The organism is Bradyrhizobium erythrophlei, assembly GCF_900129425.1.
Classification (GTDB): domain Bacteria; phylum Pseudomonadota; class Alphaproteobacteria; order Rhizobiales; family Xanthobacteraceae; genus Bradyrhizobium; species Bradyrhizobium erythrophlei_C.
In genome coordinates this window covers 3,675,425-3,695,745 of record NZ_LT670817.1, presented here as the reverse complement: position 1 = coordinate 3,695,745, position 20,321 = coordinate 3,675,425, and the positions used below count along the sequence as shown (strand labels likewise).

Genomic DNA, 20,321 nt, shown 5'->3' with positions numbered 1-20,321 from the left:
CCTCATGACCCCGCCGCATGAACCGCCGCCTGCCGCGCCGGCGGGGTCCAGCGATAGGCGACGCCCAGCCGGTTCCAGACATTGATCGAAGCGATCGCGGAACTGAGATAGGCCAGCTCCTGCTCGGAAAATTCAGCGCATGCCAGCGCATAGACTTCGTCACTTACGCCGCCGGTCACCAGCGTCAGCGCCTCGGTCCATGCCAAAGCCGCGCGCTCGCGCGCGGAAAACAGCGGCGCCTCGCGCCAGACCACGACGAGATTGAGTTTGTCGGCCGAGATGCCGAGACGTTTGGCCTGCAGGATGTGAAACTGCACGCAGAAGGCGCAGCCATTGATTTGCGACGCGCGCAGCTTGATCAGCTCGAGCAATGACTTGTCGATGCCGGCCTTGGCGGCGGCCCGGCCGAGTGCGGCGACAATTTCATACGCATCGGGCGCCAGCGCCTGGAAATCTTCGCACTCGCTGCGAGCATGCGACATTTTCGTCCACCCTATGAAAGCCTATCCCGGCCTGTCCGGCGCCGATCTGGCCCGGCGTCATCATCCGCAACCTCGAGCGCGACGGCGCGATCCGGAAAACCGCCCATCCGGTGCATGGCCGGGTGCTGCAGTGGACGCTGACCGGTCGTGGTGGAACCTTGCTCGGAAAGTGTCGGCGTCGCGCCATGGCGCTGGAGCGGCGGCTACTGACCGGGCTCGGCGCCAGGACCCAGCTCGCGATCCGGCGCTGGCTGTCCAAAATTGCCGCAGATCTGCAGCAGGATGGCTAGTTCCGCCGGTACAGCTTTGCCGCGGCCCTTTCATCGCCGCTAGACTGCCCAGATGAAACAATTTGATTCTCGCACAAACCTGACGCGCCGCGCACTGATGCGATCCGGCCTCGGTGCCGGCGCCCTGCTCGCGCACCCCTTCGCGGCGTTGGCCGCCGCGCCGCCCGGCTTCGAACAATGGCGCGACGGATTTCGCGCGCATGCCCTGGCCAAGGGGATATCGGAGGCGACCTGGGCCCGGGTGATGGGCCACGTCGAACCGGACATGTCCGTGTTCAAGCAGATGCAGGACCAGCCCGAATTCAAGGAGGAGACCTGGCAATATATCAATCGCCGCGTCTCTGACTGGCGCATCATCGCCGGCAAGGAAGCCCTGCGGAAACACGAGGCGCTGTTTGCGCGGATCGAACATGATTTCGGCGTCGAGCGCGGCACCCTGCTGGCGCTGTGGGGCGTCGAATCCGCGTACGGCGATCCGCAGGTGCAGCGGAACCACATGCGGCCGGTATTTCCCTCGCTGGCAGCACTCGCCTGGCGCGCGCCGCGTCGCCGCGCCTATTGGGAATCCGAGCTGATCAACGCGCTGAAAATCGTCGATCGCGGCTGGAGCAATCCTGAGGAGATGCGGGGATCGTGGGCCGGCGCGATGGGACATACCCAGTGGATGCCGGAAGTCTGGCTCAATGTCGGTATCGACTACGACCATGACGGCCGGGTGTCGCCGTTCGGCAAACCCGACGACGCGCTCGGTTCCACCGCGCGCTATCTGGTCGATCGCGGCAAATATCATCGCGGCGAACATTGGGGTTTTGAGGTCCGTGCGCCCGGCGCGTCCTCGGGCCACAATCGAACCTATGCCGCGTGGACCAGTGCCGGCGTCGCGCGCGCCGACGGCAAGCCATTCCCGCAACCGGGCGCATCCGCGCAGATGTGGGTGCCGGTGCCCGGCGGCCCGGCGTTCCTGCTCGGGCCGAACTTTTATTCGGTGCGCAGCTACAACCCCTCGATGAACTACGCGCTGGCGATCTGCCATCTCGGCGACCGCATCCTCGGCGAGCCGCCGTTCCTGCAGCCGTTCCCCGGCTCCGAGCGCGCGCTGACGCTCGCCGAAGTGCAGGAAATGCAGGTCCGTCTCACCAAGGCAGGTTTCGACACCGGCGGCACCGATGGCCGCGTCGGCAATGACACCATGCAGGCGATCCAGGATTACCAGAACAAGATGGGCCTGCTGCCCGCCGACGGCTATGGCGGGCTGAAGGTACTGGCGCGGCTGAGGCAGGGATCGTGACCGCACGTCGCACAGTGTGCTCCCTCGCCCCGCTCTTGCGGGGAGAGGGCTGGGGTGAGGGGCTTTTTCCACGGACACTGAGTCTGATTTGAGCACTGTGCCCCCTCACCCGGAGCCCGAGCTCTCGAGTCGTTCACCTGATCACCGCCGGCCCCAGATCCGGCACGGCGATGTCGAGTACCCGCAGCTGCACGCGCTCGGTGCCCTGCCAGCGATCGACCGCGAGCGATCCGGCCACGTGCAAGGGCTGGCCGCGATGCTGGAGCAAGGCGTTGCCGAGCTTCTGGCCGACCGAACGAAACGCCATGCCGTTCACGATCGAACCGTCGCCGGACTTGAACCGCACGCGCAAATGCGCCTGACCCACTTCGTCGGCATACACCAGCTGATGCGAGGGCAGTGCCACCACCGGCTCCGGATTGCCGCTGCCGAACGGACCTGCGCGGTTGAGCGTTGTAACCAGTTCCGGCGTCACTGCGCGCGCGCTGACCGCACCGTCGATGAAGAGCTCGTTGGCATGGCGCGATTGCGCCACGTCGTGGGCGAGCGCGCTTTCCATATAGGCGCGGAATTCCGCCAGCCTTTCCTTACGCAGCGTCACGCCCGCGGCCATGGCGTGACCGCCGCCCTTGATCAAAAGACCTTCCGATACGGCCTGACGCACCGCCTTGCCGAGATCGACTCCGCCGATCGAGCGGCCCGAACCGGTGCCGATGCCGCCCGGCTCCAGCGCAATGGCAAAGGCCGGCCGCGAGAATTTTTCCTTCAGCCGCGAGGCGACCAGGCCGACCACGCCGGGATGCCAGCCTTCCGACGCCGTGACGATCACCGCCCCCTTGTCTTCGAGCCCGACGGAAGCCAGCGCCTCGGCTTCCGCCTGTGCTTCCGCCATCTGCTCGATGACGCGGCGCTCGGTATTCAGGCGGTCAAGTTCGGTGGCGATCCGCGCGGCCTCGGAGACGTCGCCTTCCAGCAACAGCCGCACCCCCAAATCGGCGCGCCCGATCCGGCCGCCGGCGTTGATGCGCGGTCCCAGCATGAAGCCGAGATGCCAGGCCTCGGGCGGCCCGTTCAGCCGCGACACATCCATCAGCGCGGTATGGCCGACATGGTCGCGGCGCCGCATCGCGATCAGGCCCTTGGCGACAAAAGCGCGATTGAGCCCGATCAGCGGCGCGACATCGGCGACAGTGCCGAGTGCCACATGATGCAGCATGCTCAACAGATCCGGCTCCGGCATTTCGCTGGTCCAGAATCCACGGCTGCGCAATTCCCTGTTGACGGCGACCAGCGTGACCAGCACCAGACCGACCGCGGCGAGATGGCCGAGGCCGGAGAGATCGTCGGGCCGGTTCGGATTCACCAGCGCGTCCACGATGGGCAGTTGGTCGCCGCATTGATGATGATCAATGACGACGACCGACATCCCGAGCTGCCGCGCTTCGGCCAAAGGCTCCAGACTGGTGGTGCCGCAATCCACCGTCACCAACAGCGTGGCGCCCTTGCCCGCCAGCATGCGGATGGCATCGGTGTTGGGGCCGTAGCCTTCGAAGATCCGGTCGGGAATATGAATCAAGGGATCGAGCCCGCAATGGCGCAGGTGCCATGCCAGCAGCGCCGCCGAGGTGGCGCCGTCGACGTCATAGTCGCCGAAGATCGCTACCTTTTCACCTCGGGTGGCTGCGTCCGCGATGCGTTTGGCTGCCGCTTCCATCTGCGTCACGGTGTAGGGATCGGGCAGCAATTTGCGAATGGTTGGATCGAGAAAATCCTCGACCGCGTCGAGCCCGATATCGCGCCCCGCCAGCACCCGCGCCAGCATCTCCGGCAATTGATGGCGCTGCGCGATCGCGAGCGCCCGCGCGGCCCCGCGCGCATCGAGCCGGTCGCGCCACAATTTTCCGGTAGCGGACTGCACGACGCCGAGAAACGCCGGCGGCGATTCAACGGGCAGTGCGGATGCGGGAAGCGTCATGATGCTTTCGAGAGTTAAGCCAGATCGTCACGGGTTCAATGATTCGTGGGCGCCGGTCCCAACTTATACCCGTCATTCCCATGAAAGAACCGTCATACCCCGCCCATGCGGGCCGCGTCGCGCCGACCCGGCGGCGGGTGGTGACAGGTGAGGACGCTGCGCGCTCGCACCGCTTCATAACCGGTCGTCATACTCCGCGAAAGCGGAGTATCCAGTACGCCGTGGCTTCTCGATTCCATCACTGGCGTCTCGGAATACTGGATCGCCCGCCGGAGCCTGTCATCGGGCTCGCCGAAGGCGAGACCCGGTGGCGGGCGATGACGGTTGGGCGAGGTAATCGATGCCCCACGTCATTGCGAGCGCAGCGAAGCAATCCATAGAGCAGAAAGAAAGAATGGATTGCTTCGTCGCTTCGCTCCTCGCAATGACGGCAAATACAGATACGCGCCCGCGATCTCGCGGCGCGATGCGTCCGAGGTTTGCCAAAAACATCCGCCCTGAAAACAGAGGGCGTGGGGAATGCCGGGCGCCCGATGCACCCGCAGCCTCGTGTGCGCTATTGGTAGTGAGTATGCACACGAGTATTCACAGCGAGCCATCGGAAACACCCGGCATTCCCGCACGCAATGGTTTACGGCTTATACCGTGCTCTCCCCGGTGATCGGCTTTCTTGCCACCGTCGTTACGCGGAGTAATCCGCAAACTTGACACCAGCGTCGGGGTGTCAGGACCACACGTCTTCGCCGTCCGCTGCAAGCAACGCCCGTCAAGCGCGCCGCCGCGTCCACCGCATCCCGCCCCGCGTCCGTGACGTCGCGAGCCGCCCCTCTGAGTGGGACGGGACGGCGGAGGATATAAAGTGATTTGGGATTTCGGAAAACCAGAATATTTTTTCAAAAAGGGCTGGACACGAAATCGGCAAGCACGCCCGTCGGGCAAATCAGTTGAGCCGCGCGGCAGCACTGGGAGCAGTTGCGGCGGTCTGGCGTTACTCGGCCGCGGCTGCTGGCTGGGCGATCGTTACCTGGACCAGCGTGTCCGAGAATGTCGGAGCCCTTCCGAGATCCGCATAGGCGCTGGGACTGAGAGCGTTCACCGTAGCTTTCGCTCGGCTCAGATCGCGCCAATATCCCAAGGGTGCGACAACAAGCCCTTGCATGACCTCAGCGCTCACCTTCGCAATTGCTTCGAAGCTGCCGCGATCGTTAAAGATCCGTACCGCGCTTCCCTCGCCGATGTTGCGTGCGATTGCATCTCTTGGATTGACAAGCACGACCTGCTCGCCCGCGTGATGCAGTTGAGCCGGCAGATTGCCATAGCAGGAATTGAGGAAAGCGTGACTCTTCGGCGAGATCACGTTGAGGGGGTATTTCGCCGCCAACCGCGCGTTGGTCGCCGGCGACTCTCGCGGTGGAATATAGGTTGGTAATGCGTCGACCGGCTCGCCCGCCTGAAACTCGTTCGAGCCCTGGCGGAACAACGGGAGGACAAAGTTGCCGTTCGCGGCCATCGACGCCTTGAACTCGCACTTGCCCGATGGGGTGAGGAAGTTGCCCGCGGCATGCGGTACGTACGTGTCGGGTGTTCCAACGTTGAGACGCGCCCATCCTTTCTCCTTCAGAAGATCCATTGTTATCCCCTGAAGAGCCGGACTCGCCCAATCCAGAGCGTCCAACGCGATCTCTTCGTCCCTGCGTTGCCATTGCCGGTCATCGAAGCCCATGGTGCGGGCAAGTCGCCGGAACAGCTCCGTGTTGGGGACCGCCTCGCCGAGTGGCTCGATCGCCTTTTGATTCAGCGACAGATACAGATGCCCCCAGGAGAACATGATGTCGAACTGCTCCAGCTGCGTGGTAGCAGGGAGAACGATGTCTGCGTACCGGGCCGTGTCAGTGAGGAATTGCTCGCTCACCACGGTAAAAAGATCCTCGCGCTCGAGGCCTCGGATAACCTTGTCCTGCTCCGGGACAACAACCGCAGGATTGGAGTTGTAGACGAACGAGGATTTAATGGGCGGATCGAGCTGGTCTTCGTCCAGGAGCGCCGGGCCGAGGCGCCACTGATTCAGCACGCGCGTTCCGGGCTTGATCCAATCCGGCCGCATCAGCGTTTCCCATTTGACCGGGAAGGCCCAAATTGGCAGCTGCAAGATGCCGCCGCCAACCCGGCGCCACGCACCCACGAGCGCCGGAAGACACGCAGCAGCGCGCACCGTTTGGCCGCCGCCTGCGTGGCGTTCGATCGCGACGCCGATACGGATGACGCTCGGCTGAGTGGTCGCGTATTCCCGAGCCAGGGTTCTGATGTCCTGTGGCGAAATGCCGGTGATATCCGCGACCCGCTCGGGCGAGTAGGCTTGGACGCGTTCCCGAAGCTCCTCGAACCCCTCCGTATAGTTCTCCACGTACTCGCGATCGATCAAATCCTCGCTGATGATAACGTTCATCATAGCCATCGCGAGCGCCGCGTCGGTGCCTGGCCGGATAGGAATGTGCCAGTCGGCTTCGCGGGCTGTCCGCGTTTTGACAGGATCGATCACGACCAGCTTTGCGCCCTTGCTCTTCGCCTCTGCGATAAACGGCCAGTGGTGCAAATTGGTGCTGATCGTATTGCACGCCCATAGAATGATGTATTTCGAATGCTTGAAGCTCTCTGGGTCCATGCCGGGAGACGGACCTATCGTCATGAAATAGGCTGTGCAGGAGCCTGAATCACAGAAGGTCCGCTCGCTGATGGTGGCGCCAAGCCTGTTAAAGAAGGCGTCACCCACATTCAGCCCGTTAAGGATGCCCTCGGTCCCTAAATAGCTATAGGGCAGGATAGCGGTTGGCCCATACTTGCCGATGATCCCGGTCCAGCGGTCGCGGATCATTTCGACGGCTTCGTCCCAGCTGAAGCGCTCGAACTGTCCGGTCCCTTTCGGTCCGGAGCGCTTGAGCGGGTGGAGCACTCTATCCGGGCTGTAGACCCGCTTTTCGTAGTTGTTGACTTTTACGCACAGCCCTCCGCGGGTGAAGGGGTGCTCGGGGTCGCCACGTACCGCGACCGCGCGGCCATCTTCCACCGTCACCAGCATCGCGCAGGTGTCTGGGCAATCATGTGGGCATGCTGCGCGAACAACGGTCCGCTCGGAAGCGCTCGCCATCTTCTCCTCCCAGGTCTGTGTATGCCGTTCTACGCTTCGCCATCAGCTCATGACGCAGCGGTAAATTACATAGTTGCGCCCCAGCTTGCTGTTGACCGTTCGATCCAGCGCTGACCCAACCAGGATTCCACTTCGCGCCGTACTGGGCAAGTGCCGGGCCCGGGCGGTTATGGCAGGAATCCTGCCGGATCAGATGTGCGGACAGCGAAGGCAGCCGCCGGGTTCCGCTGCCTCGCCGGAGCAGCCGAAGCCGCAATGGCTTCATGGACAGGGAATGTCATCACCTGTTAGATTTCATGGAAATGGTCCCGACGGCAACCGTGCGCGTTCTCGTTGTCTTTTGGGCCTTCACATCTTAGCCCGAAACGCTGTGTTCATTTCCGGCACGGCAAGCTGGTACGCCTCGGCAGCCGCGTCCTGGATCCGTATCGCGCGTGGAAAATGGAAAAGAGCTGCCTGGCATGCAAGATTTGCTAAGCGCTTTTGGGATGGGAAATCGGAGCAATGAAGCCGTTATTTTTTCTCTACTTCTCACTTGCCATTTGCTGCTGTCCTACGTTCGCCCAAGCGGAATCCCCCGCTGACATGATCTCGAGCTATCGCGTTCAGCATGGGGAGGGGCGCGTGGTCGTGGATTCGACGCTCACGCGTATTGCGCACGAGCAAGCCGAGGCGATGGCGGCAAAGGACAAGCTCGACCACGATGTGCTCGGCGGCTTCATCTCGCGGGTCAATTCCGCCGGCGCGGGCCGAGCCGCAGAGAACATCGCCTATGGCTACGACAGCTTCCCAAAGACACTTAGCCAGTGGATTGATTCAGCGGGGCACCGAAGAAACCTTCTCCTGCACGGCGCCTCGCGAGTGGGTGTAGCCAGCGCGAAAAGCGCGACAACAGGGCGTATGTATTGGGCCATGGAGATTGCAGGGGACTATGAACGTCCCAAGTTGACGACCGGTACGAAGCAACCAGCCGTTACAAAGCCCAAACCTCGCACCGGGGAAACCTGCCGCTTGAAGATTCTGAGTATCTGCCTGTGACGCAGGGCTTTTCGAGTCCACCTTCCGGCCTGGCTCAATTCGCGAAAGCGTCGTGCACATCCCGCGCTGTTGTCGCGGCCACTCAAGCCTTTGCCATGCGCTCGCGGGCGGATTTGAAGCCGGTGACGAAGCGGGCCAGCGTCTCCGATGTCACGCCGCGCGGCAACATCACCTCAACCAATGAGAACTGGCCGCGCCGCTTGACAGCGCGATCGAGCGCGGCAGCGAGTTCACGGCGCGTGGTGACCCGTTCGCCCACGCCGCCGATCGGGGCGGCAATATCGGCAAAATGCCAATCATCGAGATCGTTGAAGTGCGATTCAGGCTGGAAAACCCGCAGCATCTCCCAGCTCTTGTTGTTGAAAACCACGACAATCGGATCGAGCCCGTAGCGGCGGCAATTGCCGAGTTCCCAGCCGGTCATTTGGAAGGCGCCGTCGCCCACCAGGATCAGGGGCCGCAATCCGGTGGCCGCGACACCGATGCCTGCGGGCACGCCAAAGCCCATGCCGGCATAGTAGCCGGGCGCGGCGAGCGCTGTGTTGTCAATTTCCATAGCGGTGAACAGGCAGTCGCCGATGTCCGATGTCATCGGCATCTTGCCATGGCGATCGAACAGGTCGTTGATCGCGGTCGCGACGTCTGACGGCGAGATCGGCGCATCATCGGCCGGCAGGCCGTGCGGATAGACCGAATGCTGCTTCAGCAGATGCGGCCGCGTCCCGCTCGGCCTGGCGCGCGCCTCTAACGCCTCGATCAGGTCGGCGAGCGGCATGTCGCGGAAGCAATGATAACCGATCTGCACCTCGCGGCTCGAAGCCAGAATGGTACGGCGTGGATCTGGTGCCCGGTTGGAGAGGGCGAAATTGGTGTCAGACAGGATGACGCCAAGCATCAGCACCAGATCGGCATCCTCGACCAGCCGGGTAACCGCCGGATCTCCGGCTGCGCCGAGATAGGTGCCGGCGACGACGTCGGGAGCATGTTCGAGAAGTCCGCGTCCCATGAAGGTGGTCACCAGAGGGAGATTGATTTTGCGCGCCAAGGCAGCGATTTTGTCCTCGATGTCGTAGCGCCGGATTTCGACGTCGACCACCGCGACCGGCGCCCTGGCTGCTTCAATGCGCTTGAGGATCTCGTCGGCGCATTCGGCGAGCGCGCCCGCGTCCGCATGCCGCGGCGGCAGCGCCACGACGGGCTCGACCTCAGCCGCCACCATGTCGCGAGGAAATTCGACATAGACCGGCAGTGACAACTCGCGGGCGCTACGCAACACCCGCGCGATCTGCACAGGTGCGGTCATGGGATCGGTCAGCACCGCCTGATCGCAGGTGATTTCCCTGAAGACGGCAAGCTGCGTATCGACCGTGCGCGCCTGGTGATGCAGCAGGAAGCCGCTGGTTCGCTCGCGCGCGCCAGGCGCGCCCGCGATCACGACCACCGGCGAGCGCTCCGCATAGGCCCCCGCGATCGAATTGACGATATTGAAGCCCCCGGCGCCATAGGTCACGACGGCAACGCCGAGGCCGCCGTGATACCGCACCGATGCATCCGCTGCGAAACCGACTGCCGGCTCATGGCTCAGCGTGAAACTCGGCAGGATCTTGCTTTCTTCGATGACCTTGAACAGCGGCAGCACGAAATCGCCGGGAATGCCGAAAATCTCGTGGGCGGCGTGGTCCTTCAGCGCGGTGAGCAAAGCATAGGCAAGTGTGGCCATAGGAGCGTCCCGGGAATAAAGACGTTTCTGCATGATCACCCTCATTTCGTGATCCTGCAAGCGCTGGCCGCTTCCGGCGCGAAGCGGCCACTCGTCGTCCAGGGAAGCCCGAACTACAATCACCGGCGGGCTCTTGCTCGCCGGTGATTGCGTCGCATTCGTCGGGGCACTCACCTTGTTATTGCCGCGTCAAGCGAACCAGGTCCTGCCTCAGGAGATAGAACGAGACGGCGAGCAGAACGACGTCCTTCATCAAGAAGGGCACGTTGCCGGTCATCGCAGGAAAGCCTCCCGCGGCGACGTCCCAACCCTCCGGCATGAACGGAATGATGGTGACCGTCGCGATGAAGGTGCCGGTCGAGCCGAGAGCGCCGAGAACGCCGAGCCGCTTGTCCCAGAAGCCTGCGAGCAGCAGGGATCCGAAGGTCCATTCCGAGACACCCAGGAAATAGCTGGCGCCAGCGTGGCCAAAGACCGGATAAAGCCACCAGATCAGCGGTCCGTTGCTGATGAAGGGGACCAGTCTTTCGAATTCATACGGAAACCACTTCTGGTATCCGAAGAAGAAGAACATGATCACCATCGAGGCCCGGACAATATGGTAGTCGAGATCCTCTGCGAGCATCCCGGACCGGCGCAGGGCGCTTACAACCGGGTTCGGAGCGGTGTTGGAAAGCATGGTCATGGTCGTGATCCTTTCATGTTCGAGATCTGGTACGCGCAGGATCGCTTCATGCGACTGCGGGAAAATCGATCTCGGTGTCGTTGATGCGGTTGAAGACGTTGGTGAAGACCGTGGTCGCGAAGGCCAGGCTGATCTCGACTAACTGGGCATCGCTGTAGCCCGCAGCCTTGATCGCGGCGAAATCCTCGTCGCTTACGGTGCCGCTGGATTGCTGGAGCTTGCGAACGAAGCCGACCAGCGCGTCGCGCGTGGCATCGCCGGTGGGCTGGCCTTCGCGGATCTGCTTAAGGACATCGGGCTTCACCCCGGCGAGCCTGGCGAGATGGCTGTGAGCGGCGACGCAATACTCGCAGCCGGAAACCGCGCTGATGACGAGCTTGATCACTTCCTGATCGCGCTTGGTCAGCGTGCCCGCGGCGAGTACCGCATCGGCGGCGAGGACCGACTTGAGGGCGGCGGGGCCGTAGGCGGCGATAGCTGCGTAGGTGTTCGGAACGCTCCCGATCGCCTTCTTGATCTGGGCATAGACCTGGCCCGACGGCCCGGTGTCGGATTCGAGGCTGGGGACTGAGAGACGGGACATGGTGACACTCCTGCGTGGATGAACGATTGCGGAGTGACAGTATGACCGCGACCGGAGACGTTGAATGTCGAGGGAGCTCGATTATATGCTCCATCGTCTCACTTTGGTCCGTTTAGGAGATTTCGATGGACTGGCTTAGCCGGCTGTTCGAGATGATGCCGGTGCGCGGACGGCTCGACCTGCGCTGCTCCTACGGCACGCCTTGGCGCATTGACCAAGGGCCGGGCGAAACCAACGAAATCCCGTACCACGCCGTGCTCGCGGGATCCGCGACACTGGAAGATCCGGCAGGAGGCCGCCCCTTGCAGCTCAAGGCCGGCGACATTCTTTTGCTTCCCGGTAACCCACGGCATGTCATGCACGATGGCAGCGGGGTCGCTCCCCTGCCCGCCCGCAACCGCGCGTCCCTCAACTTCACGATCAGCGAAAATTTCGGTTCGGACGAGCGGCTCGATCTGTTGTGCGGACACTTCGCAATTACTCAGCCGCACGACCGCCTGCTGCGCAGCTATCTGCCGCGGCGCCTGGTGGTGCATGCCGGCCCTCACCTTGGACAGCATGCCGGCCCTCACCTTGGACAGAAGGAAACGGCCGCGCAACTCGCGGGGCTCGTCTCACTGATGCGCAGTGAGTCCGCGGACGATCATCTCGGAGGCCGCGCGATGCTGAACGCGCTATCGACGGCAATGTTTGCGCTTGTGCTGCGACTCGCAAGCGAGACCGAAGACTCGCCACGCGGCATCCTTGCTTTGGCTGGTCATCCACGCCTCGCGCCTGCGGTAGCCGCTCTGTTCAACGAACCTGCGCGCGCATGGTCGCTGCCCGACCTTGCGCGTCTGTGCAACATGTCGCGGGCAACCCTTGCGCGCCAGTTCCGGGAGAAGCTCGGGCGCTCGGCCAGCGATCTGCTGACCGACATCCGAATGACGCTCGCCGCCAACGAACTGAGAAGATCTTCTCTTTCCACCGGCGCCGTGGCGGAGTCGGTGGGCTATCAATCGGAAGCGGCGTTCCAGCGCGCCTTCAAGGCCCATATGGGCATCACGCCGGCCCAATGGCGCAAGATGCAGGAGCCATCCGGCCAGGATGTCTTTACAAGGCTGGCAGTCCCGGGCGACGCGAATCCGATAGAGGCCTAGGCTAGCGACGACTGACAGGTAAGCCGTTCCGTTACCTGCGGTCGATGAGACGAACGAGCATTTATTCGATCCCGTCCCGCATTCAGCGTCTCGGCGCGATCAGTCAAGGTGACACCAGAAGCGAGTTGCTCATCCCGAGCCCGCGAAAGGAGTGTCACCATGTCCAGCTCCACAACGAAGCATTCGAGGAGTATTGCCGCAGCACTTGTTGCCGGCGTTGCCCTGTTCGGTCTGCTCTCTCCTGCTGCAGCGCGCGATCAAAACAACCCCGGCGTTCTGACCTCGCAATTGCCCTGGCTCGCGCCGATCGGCCATCGGCAGCCTACAAAAGCGGACGTTCCCCAAAACGAGGTCCTGTCGGCGTGGGAGCGCCAGCAGCAGGTTCTCGACGTCGAGCTCGATCGAAAGCTGGCCATCTGCCGCGGCTGCTGAAGCCTCGCGCCGGCGCATCAGCGGCGTCCGCCTGGAATCGTCCTCTCAATGCCGATGTGCTTCGCCGACGGTTACGCCGGTCCCGTCCGGTCGCGTTGGCTCCGATCCGGACTTCGTGCGCGGCTCCTCGGGATTATTGTTTGCGCTCACAACGCCGCGCGCCATTTCCAGGCAGGTCAACAGGTCGACGTAGCTCGCGAAACCGCCGATCCTCGTCGTGGCCATGCAGGTTTTCTGATCGACACTGCCGAACGTTACCCATTTCCCCTTGAGCTCGGAAAGTGCGGCAGCCTCGTCTTGCGAGCAGCGGTCGAAGGTGCCGACTGAGCCGCCCTCAAAACGGCATTCTCTCGCAATGTCGAACTGTGGCACGGAATCGGAAACGGCGATGGGTGAAAGCGTTAACATCATTGCGATTGGCAGATGAAGCAACATGTCGGCCTCCTTATCGTTTCATCGGCCTCAGTGGCCCATGTGGACCGGACCGCCCAGCTTGACCTTGCGGAGCGCAAGCGCGAGCGGCACGGCGGAAAGCGAGATCAGCATCAGCACCAGGAACGCATCCATGTAGCCAAGGAAGGACGCCTGCGCCTGCACCTGCACGCCAATCCATTGAATGGCCTGGTCATGCGCCTGCGCCAGCGAACTGCCCTGGGCAGCGAAGTAGCTCGTGACCTGCTGCAGCGTGTTCTGATATTCCGCGCTCGACGGGACCACCTGCTCGACGAGCCGGCTCTGGTGAAACTGCTCGCGGTGCGTCAACACGTTGGAGACGATGGAGACGCCGATCGAGCCCCCGGTATTGCGGGCGGCGTTGATCAGGGCCGAGGCCTGGTCGGTTAGGGATGGCGGAATGCCATCGTAGGATGCGGCCATGATCGGCACGAAGACGAGCGGCAGTCCAACGCCCAGCAGCATCCGCGACCGCGCCATGAACCAGAAGCCGAGATCGCCGTACACGTTGGTCATGCCGTACATCGAGAGCGCGATGACAAGCGCGCCGGCGATGATCAGATATTTGGGCTGCACCTTGGCCGCCACACGGCCGACGACGAACATCATCACCATGGTCACCACGCCGCCCGGTGAGAGCACGAGACCTGCCCAGGTCGCGGTGTAGCCGAAATCCTGTTGCACCAGCTCCGGCAGGAACTGTGTGGTGGCAAGCAGGATGGCGCCGGTCGCCAGCATCACCAGGAAGCAGGCACCGAACTGGCGCGTCGCCACCATGCGCAGGTCGATGATCGGATTGGGGCGGGTCAGCCCCCACGGAATCATCAGCACGAACGCCAGACCGCAAATGACCGTGAACGTGACGATGAAGGATGAGCCGAACCAGTCATCCTCCAGGCCGCGGTCCAACACTACCTCAAGCGCACCGAGAAAAGTCGCGACCAGCATGAAGCCGACGACGTCGAACCTGATGCCTTGCTGCTGCGCCCGCGCCGCCGCGCGCGCGGTCGGGGACTCCTGCAAGATCAGCGCGATCAGCACCATCGCGATCACGCCGACCGGTGCGTTGATCAAAAAGCACCAGTGCCAGGAGACATTGTCGGACAACCAGCCGCCGAGTGTCGGCCCGACCACCGGGGCAACCACTACCGCGACGCCGAACACCGCAAAGGCCTGGCCGCGCTTCGCCGGCGGAAACGCATCCGCCAGGATCGACTGGGCGACCGGCACCATGCCGCCACCGCCGAGGCCCTGCAGGATGCGGAAAAACAGCAGCGCATTCAGATTTGGCGCAAAACCGCACAACAGCGAGCTGAGGGTGAATAGTCCGAGAGAGATCAGGAAGAAGTTTTTGCGGCCGAGCTTCCGAGCCAGGAAGCTCGAGGCCGTCAGGATGATGGCGTTGGAGACCAGATAGGTGGTGACCACCCAGGACGCTTCGTCCTCGCTCACCCCCATGCCGCCGGCGATGTAAGGCAACGCCACGTTGGCGATGGTGGTATCGAGCACCTCCATGAAGCTTGCGAGCGCGACCAGTATGGCGATCACCCAGGGATTGACCGCGCCGGTGCCGCTCGCGGATGGGCCGGCCTGGATCGCTGCGGCACTCATAGGTACTTCCTCAGCCGCTCAACCAGCGACGGCCTGGGATTGATCCGCACCGTCGGGACCACCGACATGCCCGGGCCGAGCGCGACGTCGGTCGGCGGATTGTCCATGATGAGCTTGACCGGCACGCGCTGGACGATCTTGACGTAGTTGCCGGTGGCGTTCTGGGCCGGCAGTAGCGAGAACGCGGTGCCGGATCCGGACTGAACGCTGTCGACATGGCCGCGGATCGTGCGTTCCGGATAAGCGTCGATCTCGAGCGTTACCGGATCTCCGGGCCGCATGCGATCGAGCTGAATCTCCTTGAAGTTGGCCGTGACCCAGATTTCATCAGGCACAAACATCGTCAGGCTGGTGCCCGGCTGCGCGAACTGGCCGACTGCGGCGCTGAGGTTGACAACACGTCCCGGCTGGGCGGCCGTAACCGTCGTATAGGAAAGATTGAGTTTCGCCTGGTCACGCTGGGCTTTTGCTTGCGCGAGGTTGGCGATCGCGCTGTTGTGTTGCGCCTTCAGCGCCTCGATCTGCCGCTGCGCGAGCCTGAGGGTCGCCTGCGCACTCTGCAGCGCAGCCTGCTGCTGATGCAGTTGCGACGTGTACTGCTGGGCGTTCTGAACGGTGCCGTAGCCCGTTTGCTCCAGGTGCTCGTAGCGCTCCGCCTGCTGCTGCGCGAACACCAGCGCCGCCTGCGTTTGATCCACCTGCGCCTGGTTGGCGCTGATCTGCGCCTGCTGCACATTGAGCTGTGCGTCGATGTTCTCGATACTGGCCTGCGCGGCCGCAACCTGGGCCTCCGCCTGATCGAGCGCGGTGCGATAGTCGCGGTCGTCGATGCGGGCGATCACGTCGCCGGCGGCAACATGCTCGTTGTCAGTGACAGGGACGGCGGTGAGGTAGCCCGACACTTTCGGGGCAAGCGAGGACTGCCGTGCCGCAATAAACGCATCGTCCGTGGACACAAAACGCTCGGCGTAGTCGATGTAGAGATAGCCGCCGCCCAGGACAGCAGCGAGAAGGATCGCACCGATGGCGGAGACAACGGGGCGGCGACGCAAGAAGCCACTCCGGGGCTGCTTGGTTGGCAACGGCCGACCGTCTTCCGCTTCAACCGGCGATGCAGGAACCGGCGATGCAGGCCCCTTGGCGACCGGACTTTCCTGCGGCGAAGAATTGCGCGAGGTTACGTCCTGCGTCCGGGGTTGAAGGTCACGTTCGCGACCGAAGGCCGGAACCGATTCCGGGCTCTCAAGCTCATGGGGCGGGGCCTCGTCCCTTTCCAAAACATTGTCTTCGAACATGATTACCGCTCCTTGCGTGAATTTGAAATCAGCGACCGCGATCGTCGTTTTGCGAGACCGCCATGCTGTCGCGCGGTACGGTCTGACCGACCGGCTTCGCGCCAAGCTCGGCGAGGTTGAACAAGACCGAGATCAGGATGACGGAGAGCATGTCGCCGCGTGTGAAGGCGACGCTGGCCGCGATGAGGATGGCCTTCAGGCTGGCCACAATTGCGAGAAGCTTTGACATGGATCACCTCGCTGTCTTCCGGTTCCGTCGTAACGGCGCCGCGCGGCTCGCTGGATGCTTGGGCGCAACGCCGGTATGCAGCGCATCCCAATTACGCCTCTTGCCTCAGCGCGATAATCCCGCTTTCCTTTGAATGATCTTTGCGTTTTTCGAGGAAATCGATGGACCTTCTGGGCGCGCTTGGCGTCTTGGTACGGGTGGTCGAGACGGGTTCCTTTTCGGCCGTCGCCCGTGAGCGCGAGGTAAGCCAGGCGGCGGTGGCCCGGCAGATTTCGCAGCTGGAGGAGCATTTTGGGGTCCGCCTCCTCCATCGCACGACGCGAAAACTCAGCCTGACCGACGATGGGCAGATGCTGCTCGGCCTAGCCCGACCGGTAGTGGACGGCGTCGATGGAATGGAAGCAGCTCTCGGCCGGCAGCGCGCCTCGCCGGTCGGGCTGGTGCGCGTAGGTGTTACGGTGACCGGCAGCCGTTTCCTCGCCCAACGTCTGCCAAGCTTGCTCGCCGATCATCCGGGGCTGAAGGTCGAACTCGTGGTCAGCGATCGGTTCGGCGACATGATCGAAGACCGGCTTGACCTCGCCATGCGTGTGGGCGAGGTCACGGATGCTTCCCTGGTGGTGCGCCGATCGGGGACGGCTTGGTTTGTCGTTGTGGCAGCGCCAAGCTATATTGAGCGAAACGGCAGACCCTCTACACCCGCCGACCTTGCGAGTCACACCTGCATCGTGCACGACATCGGACCGGATTCGAACGTTTGGACCTTTGTCACGCCCGACGGATCCCAGCAGTTCCACGTGTCCGGGGGATTTCTCGCCAATGACGTCGGCGCGGTGCGCGTCGCCGCGCGCAGCGGATACGGCATTGCCCTGCTCCCCTTGTTCGAGGTGCTCGATGATCTGCACAGTGGCATGCTGGTTTCCGTGCTGAGCGAATTTCCGGCGCCGGGTATTCCGTTGAACCTGGTCTATCCGTCGCGACGGCATCTGGCGCCACGCACCCGCATCGTCTTCGAATTCATCGTGGAGCAGGCGCGACAAATCCAGGCCATGCTCGCGACCGTGACGGACAAGACGCACACCGCGTAAGCGCCGCCTATCGGCGCAAAATCGGACATCCCGCGACAGGAGGACGTCAGCCAGGCCCCAAACGGAGACTCATGCACCGCGGCAATCAACAACCGTATTCGAGGCCGACCCATGGGCGAGATGGTATGGCGGTTCACCCTGGCCCCTTCCGCGGCAGAATGATCCTGAATTCCGTAAACTGCCCTTGTTCCGTCTCGACCTCGATCGTGCCGCCGTGTTGTTTCACGATGATGTCGTGGCTCATCGACAGCCCAAGCCCGGTCCCCTCACCTGCCGGTTTAGTGGTAAAGAACGGATTGAACATCTTGTCCTTCACCTCCGCGGAAATGCCGGTGCCGTTGTCGCGGATGCGAACTTCCACGCGATCTCCGAGATTTTTGGTGGCGGCAGAAAGCACCGGTTCAAAATCCGAGCCGCCATTTTCCGTCTTGCGCCTGGTCGCGGCATAGAATCCATTTGAAATCAGATTGAGGAATGCGCGGGTAATTTCCTGCGGAAACGCTTCGATCGCGCCTAATCCTGCAGCGAAGTCGCGTTGCAGCGTGATATTGAAGCCCGGCTTCTCGGCGCGCGCACCGTGATAGGCCAGATTGAGGCTCTCATCCAGAAGCGTATTGATATCCGTCGGCCGCTGTTCGCCGGAGCCCTCGCGCGAGTGGAGCAGCATGTTCTTGACGATCGAGTCGGCGCGCTTGCCATGCTGGACGACCTTTTTGAGGTTGTCTTTCAGCATTAGCGTCAGTCCGTCGACTTCCTCCCGAATCCGGTCGTCGAGCGCTGCGGGCTTGAGCACGTCATTGAGTTCGTCGGTCAATTCCGCCGACAGCGCGGAGAAATTGTTGACGAAATTGAGCGGATTCTTGATCTCGTGGGCGATGCCGGCGGTGAGTTGGCCAAGCGACGCCAACTTCTCGGTCTGCACGAGGCGATCCTGGGCGGTGCGCAGATCGTCAAGCGATTGCGATAGTTCCCTGGTCCGCGTCTGCACCTCGTTGAACAACCGCGCGTTCTCGATCGCGATGACAGCCTGGTCGGCGAAAGTCTGGAGCAGGCGCAACTCCTTGTCGCTGAACGCTACATTCGGTTCGCGTGTAACCGAGATCGTGCCGACACCCTGCGCCTGCCAGAACATAGGCGTTATGACGTTGGAGAAATTGCCCATCGCATGGCCAGCCCTGCGCAAGCTGAACGGCACATTCTCCCCGTTGATCACGTCGGGAAAATACATCTGCCTCCGCTCGCGGATGACGTGGTAGCCTGCAGTCTGCTCCATCGGCATCGGATAGACCGCGTCAAGCGAGGCGACGCCAATTCCGCGGCGAGCCGCCAGATGCAGCAGGCCGTCGCCGGGGGCAAGAAAAACCGCGGCTGTCCTGACATCGAAAAGCCGCTCTGTGCAGTCGAGAATTCGCTCGAATACCGGCTGAGCGTCAGCCATCGAACTGCTGATCACCTGCAGCACTTCAGAAGTTGCGGTTTGATGCTCCAGCGCTTCCCTGGTCTCGTTGAACAGTCGCGTGTTCTCGATCGCGATCATGGCCTGGTCGGCAAAGGTTTGCACCAGCTCAACCTGGCGCTCTGTGAAAGGTCCCGGCTCCGGTCGTGCCAGAGAAAATACACCGTCGACCTTGCCGTCGCGCATGATCGGAACGCCAAGCATCGCGCGGTAGTGGCCGACGCGCTGGTAGCCGAAGGCTTGATAGTCCGGGTCGGCTTCGACATCCCCGATTTGCACGACCTTGCCGGTCAGCGCCACGCGGCCGACATTGCTGCCCATGCCCGGCGTGAGTGGATGGTCATGGGCGTAGGTCAGCATCTCGGGCGAGTAACCCTGGCCGGCGGTCATGTGGTAAAGATCGCCGCGCTTCTGGAAGATCGCACCGGTGTGAGCGTCGCAAAGTGCCATCGCGGACTTGACCAGCGTCTCGAGCACGGTTTGCAGGTCGAAGGCCGAGCGGCTGATCACTTTCAAAACGTCGGCGGTTGCGGTCTGCTGCCGCGAGGATTCGTCGAGCCTCCGCTGGAGCTCTTCGATGATTTTCTGCGGACCGGCTGTGCGCGGGATTCCGGCACTGGCGGTTTGGCGAACCCGCGCCGCGCGAATCTCGCTTTTCGGCCTCTCGGGCTTGGACTTGCCGGACTTCGGCTCGCGGACGGGCCCGGCGCGCTTGGGCGCTGTCGCGCGCTTTCCTGCTTTCTGCGCCCGCTTGGCCATTTTGCCGTCCTGAACGACCTCTTGGCAAATGCTAGCCAATCCGAACCCGGGCGTACAGACCGCGCCATATCACGGCGCAAACAAAACGCAGGGATCAGAGCTGTTCACCGCTGGATACCCCGGTCGACGCATGTCCGTTTCGGGTCCAAATTCGGAAGTCCGGGCGCGCAACTGGGCCGTCTGCTTTACCCTCAAAAACAGACATCGTCAGCGTGACCACCCATGTCCGAAAAGTGCCAAAAGGCGACATTCTCAGAACGATGACCCCGCCAACTGAGGCGGCCTAAGGGCTAAAGATGAGGTCCCTGCCCGCGCCGCAGGACAAGAATGTCCTGCGGCGTCAGGCCGAGGCCCGACAGACGCTCATCCCCTAGATTCGCAAGCCATTCACGAATGCGGCGCTTCGCGGGATCATCGCTGGCCGCAACGAGCCGGCGCACCATGCTCGACTTGGCGCTGGGCAGTGCAGACAGAAGCGCAGCCACACCCTGCCGTGAAAACCCAATTGGTAAGGCGGTCATGTTCCAGTATTCCTCGCTTGCTCGCGCCCACTCAGGCTGGCTGGGACGGAAGTGATCGAACTTGCGCACCTCGCCGACCGCGCATCGCGACGATGCGCGGCGAGATCGACGCGGTTGCATCGCCTGGCATTG

17 protein-coding genes and 1 pseudogene are annotated in these 20,321 nt (G+C 62.8%); 6 read left to right on the top strand and 12 right to left on the bottom strand.

What is annotated here, in order from left to right:
- Positions 1 to 2: 2 nt before the first annotated feature.
- A complete protein-coding gene (locus B5527_RS17575; protein ID WP_079602650.1) occupies positions 3 to 482 on the bottom strand; it encodes a carboxymuconolactone decarboxylase family protein in 480 nt (159 codons plus the stop codon).
- A 13-nt stretch (positions 483 to 495) separates the two neighbouring features.
- Here B5527_RS17575 and B5527_RS17570 point away from each other — a divergent pair.
- Positions 496 to 772: pseudogene (locus tag B5527_RS17570) on the top strand (MarR family winged helix-turn-helix transcriptional regulator); the annotation flags it as partial.
- Between the two features lie 52 nt (positions 773 to 824).
- Entirely contained in the window at positions 825 to 2,060 is a 1,236-nt protein-coding gene (locus tag B5527_RS17565) for a lytic murein transglycosylase (RefSeq protein WP_079602649.1), read from the top strand.
- 133 nt (positions 2,061 to 2,193) lie between these two features.
- Here B5527_RS17565 and recJ read toward each other — a convergent pair whose 3' ends face one another.
- Both recJ and B5527_RS17555 read right to left on the bottom strand, forming a co-directional pair.
- The gene (gene recJ / locus B5527_RS17560; protein ID WP_079602648.1) at positions 2,194 to 4,035 is read right to left on the bottom strand and encodes a single-stranded-DNA-specific exonuclease RecJ; all 1,842 of its coding nucleotides are present in this window, start codon (positions 4,033 to 4,035) and stop codon (positions 2,194 to 2,196) included.
- A 988-nt stretch (positions 4,036 to 5,023) separates the two neighbouring features.
- Positions 5,024 to 7,180, bottom strand: coding sequence for a molybdopterin-containing oxidoreductase family protein (locus B5527_RS17555; protein WP_079602647.1), 2,157 nt, complete (start codon positions 7,178 to 7,180; stop codon positions 5,024 to 5,026).
- A gap of 504 nt (positions 7,181 to 7,684) precedes the next feature.
- Here B5527_RS17555 and B5527_RS17550 point away from each other — a divergent pair.
- On the top strand, positions 7,685 to 8,218 hold the full coding sequence (locus B5527_RS17550; RefSeq protein WP_079602646.1) for a CAP domain-containing protein: 534 nt from the start codon (positions 7,685 to 7,687) through the stop codon (positions 8,216 to 8,218).
- Positions 8,219 to 8,300: 82 nt separating this feature from the next.
- Here B5527_RS17550 and ipdC read toward each other — a convergent pair whose 3' ends face one another.
- The 3 genes from ipdC to B5527_RS17535 all read right to left on the bottom strand — a co-directional run bounded on the left by ipdC (position 8,301) and on the right by B5527_RS17535 (position 11,206).
- Positions 8,301 to 9,938 (bottom strand): indolepyruvate/phenylpyruvate decarboxylase, encoded by a 1,638-nt coding sequence (gene ipdC / locus B5527_RS17545; protein WP_079602645.1) that lies wholly within the window; start codon positions 9,936 to 9,938, stop codon positions 8,301 to 8,303.
- A gap of 178 nt (positions 9,939 to 10,116) precedes the next feature.
- A complete protein-coding gene (locus B5527_RS17540) occupies positions 10,117 to 10,623 on the bottom strand; it encodes a YkgB family protein (protein WP_079602644.1) in 507 nt (168 codons plus the stop codon).
- Between the two features lie 46 nt (positions 10,624 to 10,669).
- Positions 10,670 to 11,206 (bottom strand): carboxymuconolactone decarboxylase family protein, encoded by a 537-nt coding sequence (locus B5527_RS17535; RefSeq protein WP_079602643.1) that lies wholly within the window; start codon positions 11,204 to 11,206, stop codon positions 10,670 to 10,672.
- 152 nt (positions 11,207 to 11,358) lie between these two features.
- On the opposite strand from B5527_RS17535, the gene B5527_RS17530 reads away from it, so the two are divergent.
- On the top strand, positions 11,359 to 12,345 hold the full coding sequence (locus tag B5527_RS17530) for an AraC family transcriptional regulator (RefSeq protein ID WP_245332628.1): 987 nt from the start codon (positions 11,359 to 11,361) through the stop codon (positions 12,343 to 12,345).
- A gap of 159 nt (positions 12,346 to 12,504) precedes the next feature.
- Complete coding sequence (locus tag B5527_RS17525) at positions 12,505 to 12,777, top strand: hypothetical protein (protein WP_079602641.1); 273 nt, start codon at positions 12,505 to 12,507, stop codon at positions 12,775 to 12,777.
- Between the two features lie 45 nt (positions 12,778 to 12,822).
- Here the strand turns inward: B5527_RS17525 and B5527_RS17520 are convergent, their stop codons facing one another.
- Genes B5527_RS17520 through B5527_RS17505 form a run of 4 tightly spaced genes read right to left on the bottom strand, consistent with a single transcriptional unit; the run spans position 12,823 to position 16,365 of the window.
- Positions 12,823 to 13,212, bottom strand: a complete 390-nt coding sequence (locus B5527_RS17520; protein WP_079602640.1) for a hypothetical protein — start codon at positions 13,210 to 13,212, stop codon at positions 12,823 to 12,825.
- A gap of 27 nt (positions 13,213 to 13,239) precedes the next feature.
- Positions 13,240 to 14,841, bottom strand: a complete 1,602-nt coding sequence (locus B5527_RS17515; protein WP_079602639.1) for a DHA2 family efflux MFS transporter permease subunit — start codon at positions 14,839 to 14,841, stop codon at positions 13,240 to 13,242.
- Positions 14,838 to 16,136, bottom strand: a complete 1,299-nt coding sequence (locus B5527_RS17510) for an HlyD family secretion protein (RefSeq protein ID WP_079602638.1) — start codon at positions 16,134 to 16,136, stop codon at positions 14,838 to 14,840. Before B5527_RS17510 ends, B5527_RS17515 begins: the two co-directional genes overlap by 4 nt.
- 28 nt (positions 16,137 to 16,164) lie before the next feature.
- Positions 16,165 to 16,365, bottom strand: coding sequence for a hypothetical protein (locus B5527_RS17505; RefSeq protein ID WP_079602637.1), 201 nt, complete (start codon positions 16,363 to 16,365; stop codon positions 16,165 to 16,167).
- A gap of 161 nt (positions 16,366 to 16,526) precedes the next feature.
- Between B5527_RS17505 and B5527_RS17500 the strand changes: the two genes are divergently transcribed.
- Positions 16,527 to 17,453 (top strand): LysR family transcriptional regulator, encoded by a 927-nt coding sequence (locus B5527_RS17500; protein WP_079602636.1) that lies wholly within the window; start codon positions 16,527 to 16,529, stop codon positions 17,451 to 17,453.
- 133 nt (positions 17,454 to 17,586) lie between these two features.
- Here the strand turns inward: B5527_RS17500 and B5527_RS17495 are convergent, their stop codons facing one another.
- Together B5527_RS17495 and B5527_RS17490 are read right to left on the bottom strand one after the other, a co-directional pair.
- Entirely contained in the window at positions 17,587 to 19,668 is a 2,082-nt protein-coding gene (locus B5527_RS17495) for a GAF domain-containing protein (protein ID WP_079602635.1), read from the bottom strand.
- 290 nt (positions 19,669 to 19,958) lie between these two features.
- Positions 19,959 to 20,258 carry a hypothetical protein gene (locus B5527_RS17490; RefSeq protein WP_154072314.1) on the bottom strand — a complete coding sequence of 100 codons (300 nt, stop codon included), beginning with the start codon at positions 20,256 to 20,258 and terminating at the stop codon, positions 19,959 to 19,961.
- Between the last annotated feature and the right edge of the window lie 63 nt (positions 20,259 to 20,321).